This is a genomic window from Corynebacterium sp. HS2168-gen11, assembly GCF_024834075.1.
Classification (GTDB): Bacteria; Actinomycetota; Actinomycetes; order Mycobacteriales; family Mycobacteriaceae; genus Corynebacterium.
In genome coordinates this window covers 95,159-113,244 of sequence record NZ_JANUXR010000007.1, presented here as the reverse complement: position 1 = coordinate 113,244, position 18,086 = coordinate 95,159, and the positions used below count along the sequence as shown (strand labels likewise).

At 52.3% G+C, this 18,086-nt stretch carries 15 protein-coding genes; 4 read left to right on the top strand and 11 right to left on the bottom strand.

Annotated elements, in window-relative coordinates:
* Positions 1–213: 213 nt before the first annotated feature.
* Positions 214–1,482, top strand: a complete 1,269-nt coding sequence (locus tag NXS99_RS06525) for a YibE/F family protein (RefSeq protein WP_259287855.1) — start codon at positions 214–216, stop codon at positions 1,480–1,482.
* On the opposite strand, the gene NXS99_RS06520 is transcribed toward NXS99_RS06525, so the two are convergent.
* From NXS99_RS06520 to dcd, 3 genes are all read right to left on the bottom strand, one after another.
* Entirely contained in the window at positions 1,460–1,645 is a 186-nt protein-coding gene (locus NXS99_RS06520; RefSeq protein ID WP_259287900.1) for a hypothetical protein, read from the bottom strand. The two genes, NXS99_RS06525 and NXS99_RS06520, sit on opposite strands and share 23 nt — an antisense overlap.
* Before the next feature lie 41 nt (positions 1,646–1,686).
* The gene (locus tag NXS99_RS06515; RefSeq protein ID WP_259287854.1) at positions 1,687–3,012 is read right to left on the bottom strand and encodes a UDP-glucose/GDP-mannose dehydrogenase family protein; all 1,326 of its coding nucleotides are present in this window, start codon (positions 3,010–3,012) and stop codon (positions 1,687–1,689) included.
* A 258-nt stretch (positions 3,013–3,270) separates the two neighbouring features.
* Complete coding sequence (dcd, locus tag NXS99_RS06510) at positions 3,271–3,837, bottom strand: dCTP deaminase (RefSeq protein ID WP_259287853.1); 567 nt, start codon at positions 3,835–3,837, stop codon at positions 3,271–3,273.
* A gap of 399 nt (positions 3,838–4,236) precedes the next feature.
* Here dcd and NXS99_RS06505 point away from each other — a divergent pair, with 399 nt between their 5' ends.
* Complete coding sequence (locus NXS99_RS06505) at positions 4,237–4,860, top strand: phosphotyrosine protein phosphatase (protein WP_259287852.1); 624 nt, start codon at positions 4,237–4,239, stop codon at positions 4,858–4,860.
* A 199-nt stretch (positions 4,861–5,059) separates the two neighbouring features.
* On the opposite strand, the gene NXS99_RS06500 is transcribed toward NXS99_RS06505, so the two are convergent.
* Together NXS99_RS06500 and NXS99_RS06495 are read right to left on the bottom strand one after the other, a co-directional pair.
* On the bottom strand, positions 5,060–6,760 hold the full coding sequence (locus NXS99_RS06500; protein WP_259287851.1) for a VanW family protein: 1,701 nt from the start codon (positions 6,758–6,760) through the stop codon (positions 5,060–5,062).
* Positions 6,761–6,799: 39 nt separating this feature from the next.
* A complete protein-coding gene (locus NXS99_RS06495) occupies positions 6,800–7,936 on the bottom strand; it encodes a glycoside hydrolase family 3 N-terminal domain-containing protein (RefSeq protein WP_396124831.1) in 1,137 nt (378 codons plus the stop codon).
* A gap of 267 nt (positions 7,937–8,203) precedes the next feature.
* Here NXS99_RS06495 and NXS99_RS06490 point away from each other — a divergent pair, with 267 nt between their 5' ends.
* Together NXS99_RS06490 and NXS99_RS06485 are read left to right on the top strand one after the other, a co-directional pair.
* A complete protein-coding gene (locus NXS99_RS06490) occupies positions 8,204–8,398 on the top strand; it encodes a DUF2613 domain-containing protein (protein WP_259287849.1) in 195 nt (64 codons plus the stop codon).
* 8 nt (positions 8,399–8,406) lie between these two features.
* On the top strand, positions 8,407–11,853 hold the full coding sequence (locus NXS99_RS06485) for a DUF3367 domain-containing protein (RefSeq protein ID WP_259287848.1): 3,447 nt from the start codon (positions 8,407–8,409) through the stop codon (positions 11,851–11,853).
* Here NXS99_RS06485 and NXS99_RS06480 read toward each other — a convergent pair.
* From NXS99_RS06480 to NXS99_RS06455, 6 genes are all read right to left on the bottom strand, one after another.
* Positions 11,765–12,442 carry a metal-dependent transcriptional regulator gene (locus NXS99_RS06480; protein WP_259287847.1) on the bottom strand — a complete coding sequence of 226 codons (678 nt, stop codon included), beginning with the start codon at positions 12,440–12,442 and terminating at the stop codon, positions 11,765–11,767. The two genes, NXS99_RS06485 and NXS99_RS06480, sit on opposite strands and share 89 nt — an antisense overlap.
* Positions 12,409–13,296, bottom strand: a complete 888-nt coding sequence (locus tag NXS99_RS06475; RefSeq protein ID WP_259287846.1) for a metal ABC transporter permease — start codon at positions 13,294–13,296, stop codon at positions 12,409–12,411. Before NXS99_RS06475 ends, NXS99_RS06480 begins: the two co-directional genes overlap by 34 nt.
* The gene (locus NXS99_RS06470; RefSeq protein WP_259287845.1) at positions 13,286–14,173 is read right to left on the bottom strand and encodes a metal ABC transporter permease; all 888 of its coding nucleotides are present in this window, start codon (positions 14,171–14,173) and stop codon (positions 13,286–13,288) included. The genes NXS99_RS06475 and NXS99_RS06470 overlap by 11 nt, the downstream gene beginning before the upstream one ends.
* The gene (locus NXS99_RS06465) at positions 14,174–14,884 is read right to left on the bottom strand and encodes a metal ABC transporter ATP-binding protein (RefSeq protein ID WP_259287844.1); all 711 of its coding nucleotides are present in this window, start codon (positions 14,882–14,884) and stop codon (positions 14,174–14,176) included.
* Between the two features lie 181 nt (positions 14,885–15,065).
* Positions 15,066–16,190 (bottom strand): metal ABC transporter substrate-binding protein, encoded by a 1,125-nt coding sequence (locus NXS99_RS06460; RefSeq protein WP_259287843.1) that lies wholly within the window; start codon positions 16,188–16,190, stop codon positions 15,066–15,068.
* A 566-nt stretch (positions 16,191–16,756) separates the two neighbouring features.
* A complete protein-coding gene (locus tag NXS99_RS06455) occupies positions 16,757–17,869 on the bottom strand; it encodes an acyltransferase (protein ID WP_259287842.1) in 1,113 nt (370 codons plus the stop codon).
* Between the last annotated feature and the right edge of the window lie 217 nt (positions 17,870–18,086).

The window sequence follows — 18,086 nt, the reverse complement described above, 5'->3', positions numbered from 1 at the left end:
CGCATACTCAGCGTGATGAAGACTCACCGCAGCTGTACACATACCAGACACAAACTGCCACCACGAGCCTTGGAATCTCCCCGATATGAGATTCCAAGGCTCGTGGTAGTTTTCGGCAGATTCTATGGATATTGCACATAACTAGCTGGGTGTGAATCATAACTTGTAGACTATGAGGTTACGGCTAGTAGCACTTGAACAAAGGAGTTCGTCATGGGCAAACATGCACAGCTGGATCACCCGTCTCACCAGCACACATGGACGCTTTGGCGCGTCGTTTTGTTCGTCTTTTTAATCCTCTGGGGAGCTGCCAGCATCATCGGCACAGCCATGCTCTGGCCAGGTGATAAGCAACCCAATATTGCGCCAGAGTTTTATTCCGCCTTTAGCCTTGGGCACAAGCAAGTCGCTGGCACTGTGGTCAGTGAAGACCAAGGTGCATGTAATGCCCCAGAATCAGGCCAGGTGTTTGACACCTCACCACGAATCGCACCAGGCAGTACAGAAAATTGCAATTGGTTTATTGTAGAACTTACCGAAGGCGAACATGCTGGTAAACGCACATTATTGGTCAATACTGGCCAAGTTGGCGATCCTGAACTTGCCGTCGGCGCGCATATTAAGTTGCTCGAGTCCTCCTCTGATACAGGAGAGAAAAGTTACGCGTTTGGCGATATTGATCGCACAATCCCACTTGCCATCTGGGCATGTATCTTCGCAGCGTCGATCATAGCCCTTGCACTCATGCGCGGTGTCCGCGCGCTGGTTGGCTTGATTATCACCATGGCAATCGTGGGCTATTTTACGTTGCCAGCACTCTTGCTTGGCGAAAACCCAATGGCAATTGCAGTCTTTTCAGGTGCGTTAATCCTGCTCACCGTGGTAATTTTCGTGCACGGTTTCAACTGGAAATCCGCCTCGGCACTCGGTGGCACACTTACAGCACTTGCAATTTCAGCTTGGCTGGCAACAATTGCGATTGATCATAATCAGCTACGTGGACTTGGCGAAGATGGCAATCTCTACATTTTGCTCTATCTGCCGGATGTGAATGTCATTGGCCTCATGCTCTGTGGTTTTACTATCGGTTCGCTTGGCGTGCTCAACGACGTTGCCATTGCACAGTCTTCAACTGTCAATGAGCTGGCGGAATTAAATCCAGACGCAACCCCGTGGCAGCTATTCGTTTCTGCCATGCGAGTTGGCCGCGATCATATTTCTTCCATGGTGTACACCTTGGTCTTAACCTACACAGGTGCCAGCTTGCCAATGCTGCTATTACTCTCTGTCGTCGAGCGCCCGCTTGGACAATTTTTCACCAGCGATATCATGGCAACTGAACTCATGCGCTCTGGAGTTGGCGCCTTGGCATTAACCTTAGCCGTGCCAATCACCACGCTCTTTGCTGCCTATACTGTTTCAACTTCGGCACTACATGCAACTGGCGCAAAAGATATCGTCATGGGCGGCCACAGCCACTAACAAGACCAAAGGCCTGCCACTTTCCTTTGCGGCAGGCCTGCTTTGCAGCTTGTTTTTTCTTATCTGGGATTCTCCGAGCACGCGTTCGCAATTGCAAATGCGCTTCCAAACGCTCCGGGCTCATCGCCCACATCCGGCGATCTTTGGAGGCTTGTTTTCCCACATCGCTCTCCTTTCAATCAGAGCTATACAGCGAGATTCACTTTAGACACTCACATGCCCTCGCGCAATACCCCGATACTCCCAACCCGCAGCTTGCCACTGACGTAGATCAAGGCAATTACGTAAATCCAACACCTTCTTCTTAGCCACAACCTGTTGCAACCAAATAGGATCAAGCTTCACAAACTCGTCCCATTCGGTTGCAATAATCACCAGTTGCGCGTCTTCCACGCACGCAACCAGTGTCTCCTGCACAGTTACTTCTGGCACACTGGCACGAACGTGTGCACCAGCTTTCGGGTCATACACATGCACATCCACCGCGTGCTGGGACAATCCACGCGCCAATGCCAATGCCGGCGAATGCCGAATATCATCAGAGTTTGGCTTAAACGCGCACCCCAACACCGCAATTTTTGCCCCTGCCGGTGTTGGTACAAGGCGCAAAGCGTCGTCAAGCGCGTTGGTAATACGCGTTTCGTTAATAGCGGTTACAGCATTGAACAAGGCAGGCACGCTTTCGATCTGCGCGTCTCGTGCGGCAGCGATGAAACCTTGCACATCTTTTGGCAAGCAACCGCCACCATAGCCAAGCCCGGCGCGTAAATACTGCGAGCCGATGCGCGAGTCCAACCCGAGGATTTGCGCGACGTCGCCAATATCGGCATCATGCTGCCCGCACATATCAGACACCGCGTTAATAAAGGACAATTTCAGCGCCAAAAACGCATTCGCTGCCACCTTCGACAACTCCGCTGTCGCCCAATCGGTGACAATTAGCGGCACACCCTCGGCCAACATTGGAGCGTAGAGCTGCTCAAAGAATGCTTGCAGCGACGATCCCTGCTGCAAACCAACAACAATGCGTTCAGGATGTAAGGTATCGGCAATCGCGTTGCCTTCGCGTAAAAATTCCGGGTTCCAGACCAGCTCAATTTGTGCATCGGCATGCTGCAAACTCCTAATCAGCTGCTGCAATTGTGCGCACGTTCCTGCAGGTACAGTCGATTTTCCAACAATGACATGCGATCCGCGCAAAAGTGGCACCAGTTGCGTCAAGGCCTGTTGAATCGCGATTAGATCAGTGCGGCCATTTTCATCTGCCGGAGTCCCTACCGCAAGAAAATGCAGGTGAGCAGTGGTGGCCGCATCGTGATAATTATTGCTGATGCGCAATTTTCCATTGCTCATCTGCTTTTCGACGAGGTCGTGCAAGCCCGGTTCATACAACCATTGCTGGCCACTGGCAATGGCTCCAATGCGTGTGAGATCGTGATCCAGACCAATCACGGTGTGCCCAAGTGAAGCCATACAGGCAGCGTGGGTGAGTCCTAAATAGCCCAAACCGATCACTGTCATTTCCATCATGACTCCTTTCGTGCTCAGCAGGGACTTATTAAGAAAACGACCTATTACGAGCAGTTCAGAACAAAGACCTCCGGTGTGGATCTGGTATTTCCCACCGGAGGTTGATCGTTTGTGACGCGCTACACCGTGCTGCGACTTGGACGTTGATCGCAGCAGACGTAAGCGTCGATAAGCACAGGCCTTGGCAGAGCCGGCCTAAACACGCAGAGCTCAGCGGTGGCCGACGCGAGCCGAGCACCACGCGAGCTGAGACCGGTCTTAATCGCGGAAGTTGAGATACGCCTTGGAAGGAGTCGGACCGCGCTGACCTTGATATTTAGATCCAAGTAAGCTCGAACCATACGGCACTTCAGCAGCACTGGTCATCTTAAACAGTGCCAGCTGGCCAACTTTCATGCCAGGCCACAAGGTGATTGGCAGATTGGCAACGTTGGAAAGCTCAAGGGTGATGTAACCAGAAAAACCTGGATCGATAAAACCTGCGGTTGAGTGGGTCAGCAGTCCAAGGCGACCAAGCGATGATTTGCCTTCCAAACGCCCTGCCATATGCGCTGGCAAACTGAATTTTTCCAGCGTCGAACCAAGCACAAACTCACCTGGATGCAACACAAATGGCTCATCAGGGGCGACTTCCACCAAACTAGTCAGCTCATCTTGCTGCTGCTTTGGATCAATATGTGTGTACTTCGAGTTGTTAAACACTCGGAAGAACCGATCCATGCGCACATCGATACTCGATGGCTGAATCAACTCTGGTTCAAATGGTTCGATGACCAGCTCGCCGGCATCAATCGCGGCACGAATATCATGATCTGAATAAAGCACGTGTTCTAGTGTAGTGACTTGTGGTCGTTGATACTGGAGTACACACCCTGCGGCTGCTACATCTTATATTTCCCTATTAAGGAAATATCATCTCATTTTTGAAGATTCAGGACACGCGTACTGTTAATTTTAGAAAAATATTCTTTCGACAATTTTCTTCATACCACGAAGTCAGAGGCATAAAGTGGGATACTTGTCAGAGAGAATCAACGGGAACTTTACAATCATTGGTTTACACCAAGCAATAATTCGTGTACGGTTGTAACAACATCATCATAAGTAACGTGAATATCCTTCTCTTTGAACCACTTGCTCGTATTGCAAGACCGATCAGAGCAGTACTTTCGTTTCCTATGGTGCGTTTGTATTCATCCCCCCGACGAAAGGAGCATAAGAATTATGGGTTTCTTAAAGAAGCAACCTCACAAGCTCTCTCATCGATGGGGTCAGTTATTCAGCACTTTTCTCGTTGAAGAAGAAAAGCCTGCTTCGGCAGATGTAGCAGCCCCAATCGATTCCGACAGCACCGATGATTTGCTTGATTTCATGCAGCAAACCATCAAGGCGCATCACTCAGATCACGCCGCAGCAGCTGGTCCTGCTTGCCGCATCCTCTTCGTTTCAGAAGACAATGCAGCACGTACCCAGATCGCTTCTGCTTATACTCGCTACCTTGGCGGCGAACAAGCATTTGTTCGTTCCGTTGGTTTAAGCCCAGCGTATTGCGTTGATCCGGTTGTGATTGAGGTATTAAAAGAACGTGGCGTGCCAACCGAAGATCTCAAACCAAAGACCTTCAACCCGCATTCACTGCACAATATCGACGAAGTGATCAGCTTTGGTGCAAATACCAAGATTGGCAATAATGCTCAAACTTGGACCATTCCAAAAAACACCGATGATAAAGCACTCGTCCACCGCATGTGCGACGAAGTAGAAGCACACGTTCGCCAATTGCTCACCAAGCTTGGCATTGAACCGCGCCCGCATAGTGATCTCATTCCAGAGTTCATGGCTGCGTAATCTTTTTTGCACACCGGCTGATTGTTTTCACGACAACCAGCCGGTGTTTTGCATATACGCACCTATCTCTTGCGGCAGCTTTCTACAATCTTTCACTTGGCATTTTGCAGCGCCAGCACGAATGTAACACACACGGCCGCGTCGTAAAGCCTCTCAAAAAGCTTGCCGACGCGGCCGTGTGGATGTATTTCAGCTGGGCTTAACCACAGCGCACAATTGGCGAAGGATCGTAGACCGTTGTTTGCGTTTCACGGAACAGTTCCTTGCCTTGGAGATCGCGCACAATTCGGGTGTCGCTGGTGGTAAAACCTGGTGCGCCACCGGAAGGCGAGCATTCGTCTGCAGGAACAGTCACGGTATGCGGTTGGGTTGGTGCCCACCTGCCGCCATTGCGCGATTCAACATTGACAGTTTTCATACCCATCAGTTTGACGGTCACACTGCCACCACCAACTGATGAGATAATCCGAACTGGATATTTGCTGGTGTTTTTGAACTTCAGATCAATCGCACCCTCGTACACCGTAGCTTCGCGGCCCGCTGGGTAGCGCGAAATATAGTACGAATGCGGCGTGTGACTGACATCTTCCATGCCTGCAAAATATGCGGCATTGTAGAGCGTTGTCGCGAATTGCGAAATACCGCCGCCAACTGCGGTATCGGCACGACCGTTGAGAATCACACCAGATTCCACAAACCCTTGGGCGACACCGCGTGGGCCGGTATAACCATTCAGACTAAAGACCTCGCCTGGAGCAACAATCGCACCATTCACGATCTCTGCCACACGCGCAATATTGACACCAGATGCTGCCGAATATCCTTGGGTGGTAAATTCACCGGCAACTTCATCGAATGTGGCGACCTTGGCCATTTCAGTAGTAAAGGTTGCTGGATCATCAATATAGATAGCATCGAAGGTGCGCGGATCATTGCCGATCACGCGAGCATCGAAGCCTTCAAAGGTTGCATCCCAATCAATTCGCACACCATCTTGATGCGGTGTAATTGAGCGACCGTTGCTTGTCAAAGAAATATCGGCGTTTTTGCGCGGAATGATGGTTGATTGCAGCTGTTCCAATAAAATATTTTGTGCAACATCGTGATCAATCTCAATCTTAAACTCACCTTGATCTGGGACAAAGTGCACAACTTCTCCCATGCGTTGTGGCGGAATTACACCATCAACACCATCACGCCCGTGCACGGTAATAGGTGCCGAAACCGCTAACGCGGCTTCGCCATCAACCACGCGTTGCACCTTTTCAGCCGTATATTCCGGCACGAGAATCGACGCATCAACACTCACGCCTTCAGGATCAAGCCATTCAGTTGGCACGCTCGTTGCCAACCACGCACGTTCGATGCGAATACCGTTGGCCGGCTCAGGTCGAACCACAACCTTGCCGTCTTCTAGTACCACGCCACCATCGACTGGGTCTTTGGTCAGTTCCGCGGTGAGACGATCAAGTTCTGGATCTAGTTTTGCTTGGTCCACTTGGGAGACAATTGGAATCTCATAGGTGGTAAAGAAACTGCGCACGCGCACAAATGGATTCAACGGTTGCTCACCAGCACCGGCGAGCGTTTGGGCAACGTCAATGCCTAAACCTGCAACTTTGGGATCAAGCTGTGCCTGATAATCACCGGCATGCACAATCACCGGCTTTTCAAGGATCGATTGCAGTTGTTCTTCGAGCTTTGATGCCGCTTCTTCGCTGGTTAATCCGCCAATCAAAACACCACCCACAGTTGTGCCACGCGGGATCTTGCCTTGATTCAGCGCCAAATCGGCACCATACGCAATTCCACCGAGTAGCAACACACCGAGCAATGACCCAAGCACCGCCTGCTTCACGCGGCGAGCGACTGTTGATTGTTGCGTTGCTTTTTTACTCACATTGACTAATTTACATGGGTTTTCGCGAAAAGTACTGATTTATTGTTGCGTATTTGCTATACGACGCACTTTTGCATCAATTTCTTCAACTGTCATCTCATCGCGATGCACCATTGCCACAACGGTGTCGATTGCCGCATCAAGGTCAGCTGTCGATAACCATAATGCTTGATCCGCTCCTGCCTCCAAAGCTCTGGCAACTGCCTCTGGAACACTAAAGTGTTCGGTAATTGCCTTCATTCCTGATAAATCATCAGTGTAGATAACACCTTGAAAACCAGATTGGGCAGGTATGCGTCGTAAAGCAGCATAGGCGCGAGGATTAACGGTTGCAGGCACATTTACGCCTTGCGCATCTTCCCAACCTGGGACCACCAAGTGTCCGACCATGACGGCAACGTCAGGTAGCTGGAGGACCTGCATATATGGCAGCATATCGTGGCGCTGGAGTTCAGCCAGCGGCAAGGTTGTGACACCGCCGAGATGGGAATCGCCAGACGCACGGCCATGGCCAGGGAAGTGTTTGAATACGGGAGTCACGCCGGCGTCTTGCATGCCTTGTGCGAATGCTGTGGCGTAGGCAATGGTGATCGTAGGGTCGGTAGAAAACGCGCGATCGCCTACGACTTCTAGGTCACCACCGTCGAGATCAACTACTGGCGCGAAGTTCACGGTGATGCCCCGGCGCGCCAGATTTTCGCCCATCTGGCGCGCGAGATCGCGCACTTGTGCAACGGTATGCTGTGCTGCCATCAGGCGCGGCGCAGGAAACTCCCCAAAGATTTCGGGGAAGCGCAAGACACGACCACCTTCAAAATCGATGCTGACGGCAAATGGTCGTTGGATCTGTGCCCGAAGCGCGGCAATGTCGCGTCCTGGGGTGGTCAAAAGTGCAGGGTCGGTGTCAGATCCGATGAAAATACCACCGGCACCGCGCTCGAGGGCGTAGACCGCGTCATCATAATTGCGCACGCCGACCATCATGGTGGTGGCGATGCGTTGGCGCAGCTCGTGTTCAGCAGGCTGTAAAGCTTGGGCTGTTGATGGCGAGGCACTGGTGGTCGTTACCAAAGTGCTGATTGTTGTGGGTGGAATCGGTACAGACGAAGTTTCAACAGGTGCTTCGATGTGTGCACAGCCGACCAACGCGATGCTGCATGCACCTAGCGCTGCGATACGCGCCAGGTGCCGAATGTAGCGTGTACGTAACTGCTGGTAGGAATGATAGAACTGGGCAGTACAGCGTTGTGAGTGTGGTTGTTGTTGAAAATCTGTCACGATATTCAGGCTACTGGAACATGTAGCAGTGCCACGAAATTGCAGGTGCCGACGGCAGTTGAGTGGCGCGAAGTGGAGAAATTGCAGGTACGAGCGCACTGAATGCGTCACGTAATTTAAGGCGTTTAGCTGTGCAATTCCTGTAATTGCTGCTATCTTGGCAGTATGGCTTTTGAAAGCGATTCTTTGAACCGACGCACACTTGGCCCTGTGATCGCCAGTGCTGTTGTTGGCCTGAGCTTAGGCATCGCTGCTGTCATTGGCGCATCTGTCTTCACTGAGAATCCAGCCTTTGGTGAATCTACCTCATCGGCTGACCAATCTGTATTAGGCGATCCGGAATACGGGACGCGTCGATAAGCATAACTGTGGCAAAGCACCGACTTCGCGCGTTCTATAACAGCGCATACGCAGGTGTTTTGCTTTGTCTTACAATAATTTTGGCGCAGCCGTGGGGCCTGATCGCAGCCGATACCAAGCACGATCTGACTGCCAATCCGCTGCAATTTCTATGGCGCGCAAGCTTCGCGTATAACGATGTATTCACGTTTGGCCAGGTGCAAAACCAGGCCTACGGCTATATGTTTCCGCACGGCGCCTTCTTTGCGCTCGGTTCGGTGCTCGGCTCGCCAAGTTGGGTAACCCAGCGCCTCTGGTGGTCGCTCGTGACCATCGTTGGGTTCGTAGGCATGCGAATGCTACTTTCCCGCATTGGTGTGCGCAGTTCGTGGCTGCTGACACTCGCGAGTCTGCTGTACGTTTTTTCGCCGCATACGCTGAGCACGCTGACCACAATTTCCTCGGAAACTTGGCCGATGATGCTCACTCCGTGGATCCTGATTTCCTTAATAGGGGTTGTGGGGCAAACCCGCAGCTGGCAGCACATCTGGCGCTCCGTCATCCCCATCGGTCTGTTGGGGGCCATTAACGCCACTGCAACACTTGCCGCGATCATTCCAGCCGGCTTGTATTTCCTCTATAGCCTGCTTACCGCCTCATCTGTTGCCCAACTACGCCGCGGCCTGGCGGAACTGTGTGTGTGGATGGTTGCCAGCATCACGATCAGTTTGTGGTGGATTGTGCCGTTGTTGCAATTTCGCACCGTCAGCCCACCGTTTACCGACTTCATCGAAAACGGCACCACTACCACCACCTGGTTTCACCTGGCCGAAATCCTGCGCGGAACCACCCACTGGGTGCCATTTGTTGATACCGAACGGATTGCAGGGCACGAACTTCTCACCAATCCGTGGCTGATTATCGCCACGTTCGGCATCGCCACAATCAGCCTGTACGGACTCGGGACGCTGCGCACCAAAGCGCTTATCGACGCTCATTTCTGGATCTTCCTTTTCGGTTTGGGCATCTGTTGTCTTGCGGCAGCACATCAATTCCCTACCTGGCTTGATAGTGGCATTGGCGTGGCGTTTCGCAATCTGCACAAACTCGATGCCTGGATTCGCTTGCCGTTAATGATTGGGCTTGCCAGCCTTGGCGGCATGCGGGTTGATGCGGGTGCGGAGCGGGTAGGTGCCGGTACGGAGCTGGGCGCGGGCAGCGCGCAGGCAGGCGCTGCTCCCGCTGTTCCCGGCGCTGCTTCCAACCCACCTCGCACGCCTCAATACCACCAGTGGGCCTGGCATTGGGAACACGAAAGTGGACCTGCACGGCAGCGTCGACAAGCAGCGATTGGCATGCTACTTGTGCTCGGAATGGCCGCTATGGCGCCGGCGTGGTCATTCCGCTTATTGCCGCAAGGCGCATATCAAGCGGTTTCCCAGGACTGGCAACGCGTGGCCGACTATGTGAACACTCACGCCCGTGGCACGCGCACGCTCATCTTGCCAGCGGCGCGATTTGCACGACAAGACTGGGGCTGGACGCGCGATGAACCAGCGCAAGCCTTATTTGACGTGCCATGGGCGGTTCGGGATGCGATTCCGCTGGTTGATCCCGAGACCATTCGGGGGCTTGATGGTCTGAGCCAATTTCCAACCGAGGCGAATCTGCTGCGCCACGGGATCGGTGCTGTGGTGATTCGTCATGATCTGGTGCAACAAGAATTGCCTTTGCAGGACGTCGAGCTGCATCCAATTGCACACACGCGTTTTGGAGAACTGGAAGTTTTGCTGCTTGACCCCACTTATGAGCTGTCGATTGTGGATGCCTCAGCGGTGACATCCGTTGCTGGCGGCGGCGAAGTTTTAAGTTTTTTACCCTCCGGTGAATACCAATTTGTGCAGGAAAACGCCACGATTGTCACGGATACGCCACTAGCCCAAGCACGCAATTATGGATCACTGACCGGTGGATCAGGTGTTGTGCCGGCAGATGCAGTGCAAGCTCATACACAAGATGTGCATAACCGCGTGCCGGATTATCCAACCACGAGTCCAATTGTTGGGATTCGTGAATATGGTGTGCGGTTAAAGGTTTCATCTTCTGGTGCCGATGCCACGAACTTCCCACGTCCTGATCCAAACCACGGTGCCCACGGCATGATCGATGACAATCCCACCACTGCCTGGTATCCAGCGTTTGGTGCTCAAGATGGCGCAACGGCCACCTTTGAATTTCCGACACAGTTGCACACCCCTCGCCTACGACTGAAGATCGTTGCTGCAAACTACCAGCCAGATAGTGCCACCACGCTATATATTGATACAGGTCATGGACATATGAGTCAGCTGGTTCGCGCTGGAGAAGATTACGAGTTTGTGCTGCCAGGGTCCAATATTCAAACGCTTTCCCTGAGCCTTGGGGCATCCGCAACACCTATCGGTATTGATAACGTGACCATCGAGCATCACCCCATGCGCGCCACTGTGCATGTCACCAGTAGTGCTCACACGCGGGCCTTTATCTTCCAGCGGCACAGCGTTGCCACAACGTTATTACAACGCGAATTTGAACTACACCGCCCAATGCAGCTAGACATTGAGGCCAGCCGATGCACGAACGCGGTTGTGATCAACCAGGTTTCGTATCGCTGTGGTGCAACGGTGTCCTTAGAGGCTGGGGTGCATCGGTTGGAAAGTTATGCGCCGCGCGTTGAGCTGCGAGAACACGATTTTTCCTTAATAGGGAAATCGACCCCAATCCCAGCTATCCATGAACCCGCATCCTCGTTCTTTGACACGCCATCAATCACCCAAGCACAGATCACTGCCGCCGACCACCTGCGCTATCTCAACGTGCATCGCAGCGCATCGCCTGGCTTGAGTGGCACACTCAACGATATTCCACTGGAACCTGTCACACTCAACGCCGGCATGCAAGCGTTTGCAATCCCAGCCGGCACGCAGGGACAATTCCGCCTGGAGTTTCGCCACGCAGATGCCTACCGATATTCCTTAGGATTCGGCCTGTTACTTGCCGTCGCACAGCTTGCGCTTATGTGCGCTGTTGTGTTGCGTTCTCGCACGAAGCTTTTCGACGCAACCACTTCCCCATCTTCATCACAACCAACCAATGCCTTGGCAATCGGGATCAGCCTGCTGCCATTCATACTTGCCAGTGTGCTGACGGTGCAATGGTGGATCCTGCCAATTCTGCTCGTGGTTGTGCTCACACGCGCGGTGACAGTATTTTCGCGTGCATTTTTTGTCGGCGCTGCTGGATTCCTCATTGCGCTGTGGTGTGCGCGTGCGCCTTGGCCAACACCACATTATGCGGCAGCAAGCATGCTGGTAGAAGTGTGGTGTATAGCGCTATGTTGGTGGGCGTTTATGCCTGCGCGGTATGAGATGCGTCGCGCCGCACGCGAATATCTGCCGCCGCCGCAGTCGTCAGCATCAGCTCAGTTTCCTGAATAGAAAACAGCAGCATTCCTGCGCGTGGCTGTGCCTGAAATACAATCTCAACTCCTGGCCACACGCCATGTTCATGCAGGTAGTGCAGGAATTTCGGGTCGGCGTCGTTGATTTGTTCCACCACTACGGTTTCGCCGACGCAAAGATCACTTAAGGCGATTGTCGATAAGGTGGCAACATTGCCGTCAGGATCTGGGATCGGGTCGCCGTGCGGGTCGCGGATTGGGTAATCCAACATTTTTTCAATCCGCGCGAGGAAAGTATCTGAAACCGCGTGTTCGAGCAGATCAGCCTCCTCGTGAACCTCGAACCACTGGTAGCCCATCACTTCAACGAGAAATAGTTCGATGAGGCGATGCCTGCGCACCATTGCCAAAGCGATGCGCTGGCCGGCTGGGGTTAAGGTCACGCCAGTGTATTTCTGGTGATCAACCAGGCCTTGGGCGTGCAGCCGCTTCATTGCTTCTGAGGTAGTTGAGGCCTTTTGACCGAGCGCACTTGCGATTGCTCCTAAGGAGGCTGGTTGGTGGGTGCGCTCGTGAATATCCCAGATAATTTTTAGATAGTCTTGCGTTCTCTCGGGGAAATCCATGACATGCATTGCAACCATCCTAGTAGCCTTGAGCCAAGGTAGAACAAACCTGCAACAACTGCAATGGTGCCACCAGCAGATAAACTCCACTGCACAGCGATTGCAAGTCCGATTGCACCGATAACAACACCGGCAATTGCCGAGCTTATCACCATTGACCTAAATGTATGTGCATGATATTGCATTGCCGCAGCTGGAGCCACTAATAATGCAATGGACAAAATGGAGCCCACAGCCGGAATTGCCACCACCATTGCAGCGCAGAGCAAAGACAGCGTGAGCGTTTCGGCAATAAACGGTGCCCAGTTGCGTCGTAAAGCTTCTGGGGAGCTACCTTTGCCGTGGGAAACCCGGAAGGACACCGGATCGAAGTAGTAGTACGCCAGTTTGCGGCCAAAAAAGACAAAGACCATGATTGCAAGGCTTGCGACGATAACCGCGCTCAGCACGTCCATATGGTTAACCGACAGCAGCGAGCCGGTAAGGAATCCTTCAACTTTCAGCGGCAGCGGCTGGAACCAACGCAGCAAAAACACACCCATGGAATAGCCCAAGGTGAGCACAATGCCGGCTGCAGCGGTTGCTGAAATGCCTTCCACACCTGCCAGATACCGCATTAAAAGTGCAAGTGGAATACAACATAATGCGGCGCCGATGAACAGCGAGAGGCTTAAGTTGGTCCCGAATATTTGGCCGACGACGACACCAAGCACCGCGCCTGGGAACGTACCGTGCGATAAGGACTCGGAAAAGAATACGCGCTTGCCCAATACTGCCATCGAACCGATTGCGCCCATTAAGGAACCAACGATGACAACTTCTAAAATCGGGAGCATCAAAATACTAAGAAGCATCGACCAAGCTGCCTTTCTTGTGGGCGCGGTAGGTTTCATTCGGGCGAATCCGGGTCCGAATATTGTTATATACCGCAGCGATGGTAAACACCGCTACCAGCGACAATGATACTGCCGCCTGTGGGGAAACTTGGCGTGGCAAATCGAGCGTCATCACGACTACGCCGATAATTGCCGCAAGAATGCCAGAGAGCATCGCAATAACAACCATGCCGTGGGCAGTTTTCGACAGCAGGCGGGCAGCTGAGCCTGGAATCACCAAATAGCCGATGACAAGCAGCACGCCCACAGCAGAAGATGCAGCCACCACCACAGCGGCGATTGCGGCATTTAAGGTGGCATCTACAACGGCGGTGTTTTGTTTTTGGGATTCAGCGAAAATACGATCAAAGGCTACCGATAATTGGCGGCGCCACATCACGCGAACGATCACTAAGGCGATGACACCACAAATGAGCGCTTGGTAGAGGCGCTTATCGCTAATATCCAGCAGGCGGCCGAACATCAGGGCGTCGAGCTGGCCGGAATAGTCGCCAACTGACAACGAAAGCACCACACCGATACCGTAGAAGCTGGTGAGTACAACTGCTGTGCCAGCTTCAGAACCATGAGATTTCGTCACGAACGTTAATGCAAAGGCTGCGACTGCCGCCACCAGCGCGGCTCCTGGGATAATGCCGTCGATTCCAGCAAGTGCCAGGCCAACCACCATGCCAGGAAATACTGAGTGTACGAGCGCTTCCACACTAAATTCCATGGTGCGTAAGTTCACAAGTACGCCCACGCCACCACCAATGACGCCGAGGATAATCAGCACTAACAGCGCGCGGTAGAGATATGGAATGGTGAGAATATCGATAAATTGCTGATAGCTCATTTAAGAAACCTCATTCGATGCTTTAATCACCTGTGCAGTTTCAAAAATGGCGACCTTGCCGTTGCCAACCTTGGCGCTGTGCTCACAGACTTGATCTGCGAGATCATAATCGTGGGTTGAAATAATAACTGCGGTACCTTGGGCCTTTAACGTGCGAATAGTATCGACCAGCACTTGGCGGCTGGCAACGTCGAGGCCGTTAAACGGCTCATCGAGCAGTACCAGGTTCGGATCGGTGACTAAGGCCCTCGCAATTAAGATACGTTGGCGTTGTCCACCAGAAAGATCTCCGAAACGATCGCCTGCTTTATGGGAAAGTTCAACCAGTGCGATTGCGTCATTGACTTTCTTGGCGTCGACTTTCTTCCACCATGGAGTTTGTGGGTATAAGCCCATCTCGACGACCTGGCGTGCGGTAACCGGGAAGGAAAGATCTACGTCTTGGTGCTGTGGCACATAGCCGATGCCACCAGCGTGGGTAACTTCGCCGCTGGTACGGCACAGGCCGATAATGCCCTTGAGTAAGGTAGATTTACCAGAACCATTTGCACCGATGAGGCCTAAGCCAGCACCGTGTGCCACCGTGAAATTAACATCAGTCAAAATTGGTTCAGCACCATACCCGCATTCGAAGTTTTTGACGGTAATCACAGGTTGAGAACTGAAGGAGGACGTCTGAATATTCTGACCGTGGTCCGACGAGATATGCATGGTAGGGAAGCCTTCATGTGGGAGGAAAATTGCGGAAACCCTCGCACCGCACATCATGTTCAATAACAGCTGAAGTGCAGGTTATCCTAAACACGATGCATAGTGCGAGGGGTTAAGCGAGGAAACATTATTGCCAAGCTACAAGCCAGAAACTTCTAGCCTGACAAAATATTTGAAACGTTTACTTCTTCAAAGAAGCAGGAAGTGGAGCTACCGTACCGCCCCAAGCCTCAACCAAGGTGGTGACGTTGTGCACGATAGAACCGATGTAGGTTTCACCTTCGGAACCAACTGGGCCGAGGGAGTCGCCGTAGAGAGCATCTTCCTGGGTGATTGCCTTTACACCTGCAGCACGAGCAATTGCCTCGATGGACTTATCGTTGTTGGAGTTCTCAGCGAACAGTGCCTTTGCACCAGATTCCTTCACCTTTTGCGCCTCAGCGTTGATGTGCTCAGCAGTTGCATCCTGCTGGTGGTTGAAGTCAGACAGTGCAGCACCAATGAACTTAATGCCATAAGACTCAGAGAAGTAGCCGAATGCATCATGAGAGGTGAACAGCGTGCGGTGTTCTGCTGGTACAGACTCGATGGACTCGCGAACCCACTCATCAAGATCCTTCAACTGTGCAGAGTAGGTATCAACAGCCTTCTTGAAGACATCTGCAGACTCTGGAGCAGCCTTGGACAAGAAGTAACCAATGTTTTGAACCTGAACGGCAGCACGCTTTGGATCGGTCCAGACGTGTGGATCATGGCTGAATTCGGCTTCTTCGCCTTCTTCAGCAAATGGCCATGGGCGAATATCAACCTTCTTTTCGCCAAGATCAACGGTGTAACCTTCAGCTTCGGTGCTTGCAACACCAGTGGTCACGGCCATGGTGCCCTTGAAGCCGGAAGCCTTGACAGCGTCGTCAAGGAAGTGCTCCAAATCAACGCCGTTGACGAAGAACAAATCAGCCTGGCCAAGTGCCTTCATCTGCTGTGGGGTCATCTCGTGCTCATGAGCTGACGCGTTTGGTGCCAACAGGCAGGTCAGATCGAGGGTAGCTTCGCCGTCACCAATGGTGGTGTGCTGACCCTGGGAGTCGGTCTTTTCCAGTTTCAGACCAGCTGCACCAATATTGGTCAGGTAGTCACAAATCTGAGTGGTGGTTGCAACTGCACGTACAACGTTTCCTTCAGCAGCTGCTGGGGTTTCAGCTTCGGTCATTGCTGCTTGTTCGCTTGGTGCACTACAACCTGCGATTGCCAGTGCAGCAGCAGTCAAGACCATACCAAAACGTGCGAATGGGTTAATACGTTTCATGAACTCTCTTCAATCAAAACTTCACACGCTCTCAACACAAACCAGCGTGTATTTTTAGTGAAATACTGACAAGAAACTGGCTCTCAAGTTCGCACTGAATCAGTATTATGGCTGCTTCAATAGCGTTTCCCAACCTCAGCCGAACAACTATCCTCAAACGCACGATCAATGTATAACTACTGCTCGTGCACGTCGGCTAGTCGAGGAGCACCCGAACATGACAACCGTTTCCTACCCAAGTAGTTAAGCACACCTAAGTCGAAGTTTTCAACCACTTGAACTTTTGGTTCCAATCTACCCAAACTTCCAATCTGGCCATATAAAACTTATATTCCCACACATACTGCAGGTCGTCTTTCTTACGATCCTTTCTTTTGCCGATATAGAGAGCTGCACAAACGTTCCCACAGCGATCCCCACTGCGAAAGTATCACCACAGCTTGACACATACTTCAACGAGCAGAAAATGTGCCTGCAGACACGGAATCTCACAAATGGGAGATGCACCACATAGACCATGAACTGCGAAGATACATAATTTCCCTTAATAAGGAAATTGCGCTGGTTTAGTACCCCCGCAGCGCTTGTCGACACGGCTGTTCAATCCAGACAAAGCTCGCCCATGCCACGATGATTGCAGCGGCGGCGGTCAGCAACCAGATGGTAAAAAAATGACCATGAAATGGCGAAATACCGGTGACCGCAAATACCGCGCTTAAGATCGGAAGATGCCATAGGAATAAGGAATAGCTAATTTTGCCAAGGTGCTGGGCGATCGGATGCGCTAGGAGACTACGAGATGTTGGCAGTAAATATGATGTGAGGATTAGGGTGGCGAACGCAGTGCCAGCCAGGAGTCGCAGGACGAACTGGAGGGGACTTGGATGGGTTAAACCTAAGGGACCGAAAAATTCTTGGCCAGCGAGCCAGGCGATGCCGATCGCGAGTGTCCAATTGACCCAACGGCTTCGATGTAATATGGCCGTGATCTGCCTCAATGCAGATGAATGGGAATAATGTTGCACCAGCTCAGCTGCGATCATGCCGATTGCGAACCACATGCTAAATGCCACGGGATAGATTTGCCGATTCGGCAATGCTGTTCCATCACCAGCGATCACCCACGGAAGAAAAGCCCAGGCCAAGCTCAGCAAGCTCAATATGAGAATGCAGACCATTCGAAGCAGCGGTCGAAGTCTTGCGAGTACCAGCGCAAATATGGGTAGCAGGAGGTAAAAAACCACTTCGACGTTTAACGACCATAAATGCGTTAAGCCGCCAATGAGTCCTTGGGGAATGTAAAGCTGGGTGAAAGTCAAAGTGGTCAGGATCGCTGCTGGACGAGCGTGAAATGCCTCTGGTACGAGTGCTAGGCTGACGCATACGCATACTATATAAGCAGGGAGGATACGTATGGCTCTGCGCTGATAGTAGGCCAGTAGGTTGCCTGTGTGTAGTCGCGTGGGTGACCACAGTAAATAAGCGGAGAGTGCGAAAAATACTGCCACGAAGAAGTCGAAACGGCTCAAAATTGCACCGGCGATGCTGTGGGGGTCGAGGCCAGTTTGAAATGCTACATGTGTACTGAGCACGCCTAATGCTGCGATGCCGCGAAGTCCTTCCAGATGAGGGTTAAAGGAGCTGCGTGCAGCTGGCGAAGTTGAGTACGATACATACATAGCCCTTTAAGGGTAGCAAGGTTGATTCGGGCGGGGTTGGTTCGGACGAGCCTGGTTTGAAAACCGAGCCAAGTTGGCTCGGGCAGAGTTGGCTCGCAGGGCCATCTTGTTCGTCGCACCAAACGGTACTCATCGGGCAAACAACAATCAGCCGGCAGTCAACCGAGCAGCAAGCGGTCGCGAACAATGAGTCGGCATACGGCAGATAGCAGCGTCG